Here is a 6,000-nt window from a genome sequence, read left to right as displayed (position 1 = left end):
TTCTGCTTGCTGAGAAGCTATTTATCGACTTGCAGAAAACAATATGTATCTGCAAGCCTAGCCCTTGAGTTATTATTCAAAAATCAGCTGCCTGATGTATTCATTTCAGATGAGGCTGAATAGTTACGAAAATTATAACTATGTCTAAATATTTGCTAATAACGTTAGCGTTAATGCTATTAGCAGCGTGTGGTGGAACAGGTGATGTTGAATCTGGTGAACCATTACTTACCTGTAATGTGCCACAAGTCCCTAATGAAGCGGGGTCACAATGTGTCGATCCCGAACCTATATCGTGCCCTGCACCTACAGTACCTGATGAAAATAACGAAAGTTGCGTGGTTGGCGCCGACCCAACCCTGCCAGACCCTGTTGTATTTGCAGGGGAGGGAGAGGCGGTTTTATTTTATAACCGCTTAGCCGATGATAACTACGAAGGTTACCGATTACATTCGTGGAATAACGATGTGTGTGATGCTTATGCACCACCATTTGATACCAGTGATTGGGCTAACGGCCATGAATACGATGGTATTGATCCAAACTACGGTGCGTACTGGATAATTAACCTTAAAGAGGGTTATAACGAATGTGCCAATTTTATTATTCATATTGGTACAGAAGGGTCAGGTAAGGCGTTTGGTGATGTGGATTTAACCATGCCGCTGATGCAAGACGATGAAACCTTTCAGCGTATGAACTTTACCATTCATGGCGAGCCTTCGGTGTTTGAATACCCTATATTAAGTTTAGGCGAACGCGCAGTTGCTATAACAGGTGCTTCAGCGCATTGGATTGATTTAAATACTATTTTGTATAAACCAAGTAACGAGCTTACAAGCCTAATTAAGTTACATTCATCAGCTACCGCTCAGCTTGAAGTGGATATTGATACTGGTTTAAACGGCGATACTGTTACGCTGCAATCAAGCAATATAACTGATGAGCAGGCTGCAAAAGTACCGCATTTAACCACCTGGAACGCATACGAAGGAAGTTGGGATACAAGCACGGCTAAAACGCTTATTAAATCGCAGCTTGTTATTGCAGGTTACGATAGTGAAGGTAAGCTTCTAGAAGCAAGCTATGTTCAAACCGCTAAAGCACTCGACGCCCTTTACACGCAAGGCGAAGACGATGCTAATGAAGCTGTGCTGGGTGTAAATTATGGCAATAACGCGATTGATGTAACTGTGTGGGCACCCACCGCTAATAACATGATGCTAAATGTGTTTGATGATGCAAAAACACAAGTGCACTCTACGCCAATGACATTAAATACACAGACAGGTATTTGGCAAGCAAGTTTAGATATGCAATACGACCGCCATTACTACCGCTTTAATTTTGATGTTTACCATCCACTGACTCAGCAAATAGAGTCGCTTTGGAGCACAGACCCTTACTCACTAAATGTATCTACCAATGGTTTATACAGCCAGTTAATTAATTTAGCCGATGAAGACACTAAACCCGAAGGGTGGGATACACGCCTTATTCCTACGGTAGAAAACCCAGAAGATGCGATTATTTACGAGGGCCATGTACGTGACTTTAGTGCGCGCGATAACAGCGTAACAGAGGCTAACCGCGGTAAATACCTTGCATTTACTGAGCTAAATAGTGCTCCTATGCAGCACTTACAAACTTTGGCTCAAAATGGATTAACGCATTTTCATTTATTACCTATTACTGATATTGGCACCATAGATGAAGACGTCAGTAAGCGTGTAGATATTAGCGATTCGCTAGGAGATTTATGTGAGCAAATTAATGATGAAGCCGATGCGTGTAAAACCCAAGATAAAAACAGCACCATTATTGATTTAATGAGCGGTTATTTACCAGGCTCAGATGACGCACAAGCACTTGCTAATGCTATGCACAGCTTAGATAGCTTTAACTGGGGTTACGATCCGCATTACTTTATAGCGCCTGAAGGCTCGTACGCATCAAGCCCAGAGGGCATTGCCCGCGTTAAAGAAACCCGCGCTATGGTACAATCACTGCAATCTATTGGTCTGCGCGTAGTGCTTGATGTGGTTTATAACCATACAACATCGTCGGGTATTTGGGATAAATCGGTATTTGACAAACTAGTACCGGGTTACTATCACCGTTATAACGAAGTAAGTGGTGAAATAGAGCGCTCAACGTGTTGTGAAAATACAGCCACAGAGCATGTAATGATGGATAAGTTTGTTAGTGATTCATTAGTTATTTTGGCACGCGAATTTGGCTATGACAGCTTTAGATTTGATGTAATGGGGCATATGCCAAAATCGTCAATTCTTGCAGCACGCGATGCAGTGCAAGCCGTTGATGAAGATAACTACTTTTATGGCGAAGGCTGGGACTTTGGTGAGGTGGCAAATAACCGATTATTTGTACAAGCCAAACAAGCCGATATGGCCGGTAGCGAAGTAGGTACATTTAACGACCGTATTCGTGAAGCCGTTCGCGGCGGCGCATTATTTAGTAATAGCTCAACAGATGGCAATTTAGCAGAGCAAGATACTTTACGTTTGTCGCTTGCGGGTAATTTACAAAACTACATTTTAAAAGACTTTAAAGGTAACTCAGTAAAGGGTAATAGCTTTACTTGGAATACTCAGCCAACGGCGTATGCACTAGACCCTGCCGATAGCATTCATTACGTATCAAAACACGATAACGAAACACTATGGGATCAGCTGCAATATAAACACAGCGCTAACATGAGTATTGAGCAGCGCGTTCGAGCTCATAATATGGCGTTAGCACTCCCTCTTATGAGCCAAGGTATTCCATTTATGCAAATGGGCGCCGACTTGCTACGTTCAAAATCGATGGATCGTAACAGCTACGATTCGGGCGACTGGTTTAACTTTGTTGATTTTACCCAAGATACCAATAACTGGAATATTGGCTTGCCACCCGCGCAAGACAACGAAGTGAAATGGCAAGAAATTATGCCTATTTCTGCTAATACCCAAGCGGCTGCACAGCCACAAGATATTACCTTTGCACATGATGTATTTAATGAATTTTTACAAATACGTAGTAGCAGCCCACTCTTTAGATTAACCACAGAGCAAGATGTTATTGAGCGAGTGGGTTTTCATAACGTAGGTAAAGCGCAGCAACATGGCTTAATTGTAATGAGCATTGATGATGGCGAAGGGCTAACAGACTTAGACCCTGCATTTGACGCGCTTGTTGTCGTGATTAACGCAACCGAGCAAACCCTTAGCCATACTATTGCCACCGCAGCGGATTTTGAATTACACGATGTATTAAAAAACAGTGTTGATGCAAGCATGACCGATGCTAATTTTGCTGCTGGCGATAACGAAGGCACATTTACTGTACCGCCTTACACATTAGCTGTATTTACTAAAAACCAAGGTGAGAGCCAAGGTGCTGGTTTAAGTGCAAATGCGACAGTGGGTGCACCTGATGTAGTACCTTATGGCAGCACCGCTGTGTTTGTGCGCGGGACTTTAAACGACTGGGGCACACGCGATGCATTTGAATATATTGGCGAGGGTGAATACCGTATAGCAATTGCACTGAGCGCTGGCGATTACGAATTTAAAATTGCCTCTGAAGATTGGTCTACAGTTGATTTTGGCGCGCTTACTGACGCTGATAAAGATGTAGTTGAAAACCAAAGTGAGGCATTAACGCGCTCAGGTGCAAACATGACATTCAGCGCTGCTATTGATGCAACCTATGTATTTTCACTTGATGCTTCAAACCCTGAAAATCCAACGCTTACTTTATACAACGAAGAGCCATTTATAGGCACTGCTATTTATGTGCGCGGTACGCTTAATGACTGGGGAGTAACCGATGAGCTAAGTTATAAAGGTAAAGGCATTTACACCTTTACTAAAACACTGAGTGCTGCAAGTTATGAATTTAAAGTAGCGTCAGAAGATTGGAGCACGGTTGATTATGGATCGGCTGAGGGTGATGCCAGTGTAATGGTTGGCACCGCTGAGCAGTTGTCGGTTGCGGGCGCGAATATGACCATCGACATTGCAGAAGAAGGTGAATACCAGTTTATATTTGACGCCAGTGATTTAAATAACGTATCGCTAAAAGTGCTCAACGCTGAAATGTTTGCACAAACAACGGTATTTATTCGCGGCAGCTTAAATGACTGGAGTACTGATAACCCGCTTATGTACGAGGGTGATGCAATTTACTCTACATCAATAGATTTAGAAGCAGGTGACTACGAATTTAAAGTAGCGTCTGAAGATTGGAGTACCGTTGATTACGGTGGAGCAGGCGATACGCCGGTAGTGGCAATTGATGAACTAACACTACTTGAAGCCGTAGGTGCCAATATAGCACTAAATATTACCGAACAAGGTACTTACTCCTTCAAGGTAATAGGCCCAGATAGAGAGAATGTGAGCATACTTATCAGCAAACAGTAGCGGTTATATTTTCCCAGACCTAAGCCGAGCATAGCCCTGTATGCTCGGCTTTTTTGTATGTACATAAGTGTGTGAAAGTATATTTGAATGCTAATTATAAATGTTTGGACTAAATTGCATTCAATATTAGATTGGCGTACTTTTATAAATCCCCAACCATACAAAAGAAAGCTAATGAGTAACTTAACCTTAAAAAGTGCTAATTTTGATCCTAAAGTAAAACAATACTGGATGGTTACTGCCTCGCTATTTGCAATGTTGGCTCTTGTTACTATACCGCTTATACCTATCATTTTACTGATTGTATGGCTGGTGAGCGGACGAATACTCGCAGCTATGTCAGCTGACTTATTACCACAAAAATTGGTAGTTAAACGTGGCATATTATTTAAAGAAGAAAAATCTATTCCGCTTGAAAAAATAACAGATGTAGGGTTAAGCCAAGGGCCGCTCATGCGAATCTTTGGATTATATCGTTTAAGCTTTGAAACAGCAGGGCAGTCAGGAAATGGTGCTTTAGTGTCTTTGCTTGGTGTAGTTAATGCGAGTGAGTTTAGAGAGGCGATACTTGAGCAAAAAGATGTATTGGCAAACCAAGGTAAAGCGTCGCAGCAGGCAACAGAGCAAAGTGAGAAAGAGCTACTGAGATCACTTACTTATAGTGTTAAAAATATTGAGCAGATGCTACTTGTTTTACTTGATGAAAGGCAGCAAAAGTAGCCTGTTTTAAAATTGTAAAGCTTATAAGGATATTTTTATGAATACGGAAATAGAAAATATATTTAATAATTATCCTGAGATAGCAAAAAGTAAGCTTATAAAATTACGAGAGTTAATTTATACCGTAGCACAAGAGCAAAACTTAGGAGCTGTTGAAGAGTCTTTAAAGTGGGGAGAGCCAAGTTATAACACAATAAATGGCAGCCCCATTCGCGTAGGCTTTAAGGGCTCCTCGTGTTATTTGTTTTTTCATTGCCAATCAAAGCTAGTAGGCACATTTAGAGAGTTGTATTCCCACACTCTCACTTTCGAAGGTAACCGGGCAATTGTATTAAATAGTGAAAAGCCATTACCAGAATACCCAGTTAAAGAGTGTATTAAATTAGCACTGACTTATCACAAAGTTAAACGCCTACCTTTACTAGGCGCATCATTATAAGTATTCAGTTGATGTTTAAAACACACTACATATTTGGTTTGCGTCACAGGTAATAACGGTTACGTTTTCATAACCCACACGCGTTAACGCTTCTGCTCCCAACGTTGCGCGCGCACCACTTGCGCAGTGCACGTAAATAGGGCGAGCTGCGTCTTTTTCTATTTCCATCAGTTTCATCTCGAGTAATCCACGCGGAATATTTATAGCGCCGGCAGCCGATTTTGTCGCGTGCTCTGCAGGTTCTCGCACATCAATAAGTAAACCTTTATTTTGTTCAAGCTCGAGTTTTGCTTGCGCTGCGTCAATACGGCGTTGGTTAGGTGTGATAATTTTTAGTAAGTCAGGGATTGATGTAAGCATTAGTTTGTAAATCCTCTTTTTCTTAAAAAAGACATTAATGAGTGCTACTTG

The 6,000-nt window shown here is 41.6% G+C and carries 4 protein-coding genes; 3 read left to right on the top strand and 1 reads right to left on the bottom strand.

The window, feature by feature from the left end; translation table 11 throughout:
- Nucleotides 1–140 precede the first annotated feature (140 nt).
- From QL998_RS16500 to QL998_RS16490, 3 genes are all read left to right on the top strand, one after another.
- Nucleotides 141–4,430, top strand: coding sequence for an alpha-1,6-glucosidase domain-containing protein (locus tag QL998_RS16500; RefSeq protein WP_290193091.1), 4,290 nt, complete (start codon nt 141–143; stop codon nt 4,428–4,430).
- Nucleotides 4,431–4,604: 174 nt separating this feature from the next.
- The gene (locus QL998_RS16495) at nt 4,605–5,150 is read left to right on the top strand and encodes a PH domain-containing protein (protein WP_024604484.1); all 546 of its coding nucleotides are present in this window, start codon (nt 4,605–4,607) and stop codon (nt 5,148–5,150) included.
- Nucleotides 5,151–5,187: 37 nt separating this feature from the next.
- A complete protein-coding gene (locus QL998_RS16490) occupies nt 5,188–5,589 on the top strand; it encodes a DUF1801 domain-containing protein (RefSeq protein ID WP_290193090.1) in 402 nt (133 codons plus the stop codon).
- Nucleotides 5,590–5,604: 15 nt separating this feature from the next.
- Here QL998_RS16490 and QL998_RS16485 read toward each other — a convergent pair whose 3' ends face one another.
- Nucleotides 5,605–5,949 (bottom strand): rhodanese-like domain-containing protein, encoded by a 345-nt coding sequence (locus QL998_RS16485; RefSeq protein WP_024591370.1) that lies wholly within the window; start codon nt 5,947–5,949, stop codon nt 5,605–5,607.
- Nucleotides 5,950–6,000: the final 51 nt, after the last annotated feature.

The organism is Pseudoalteromonas sp. APC 3691, from assembly GCF_030408135.1.
GTDB lineage: Bacteria > Pseudomonadota > Gammaproteobacteria > Enterobacterales > Alteromonadaceae > Pseudoalteromonas.
The sequence above is the reverse complement of the archived record's forward strand: the minus strand, read 5'-3'. Positions and strand labels throughout refer to the sequence as shown.

Bases quoted from the DNA above. Each gene is read 5' to 3' on its own strand.
- QL998_RS16485 (WP_024591370.1), bottom strand. From the start codon at position 5,949: ATGCTTACATCAATCCCTGACTTACTAAAAATTATCACACCTAACCAA.
- QL998_RS16500 (WP_290193091.1), top strand. From the start codon at position 141: ATGTCTAAATATTTGCTAATAACGTTAGCGTTAATGCTATTAGCAGCG.
- QL998_RS16490 (WP_290193090.1), top strand. From the start codon at position 5,188: ATGAATACGGAAATAGAAAATATATTTAATAATTATCCTGAGATAGCA.
- QL998_RS16495 (WP_024604484.1), top strand. From the start codon at position 4,605: ATGAGTAACTTAACCTTAAAAAGTGCTAATTTTGATCCTAAAGTAAAA.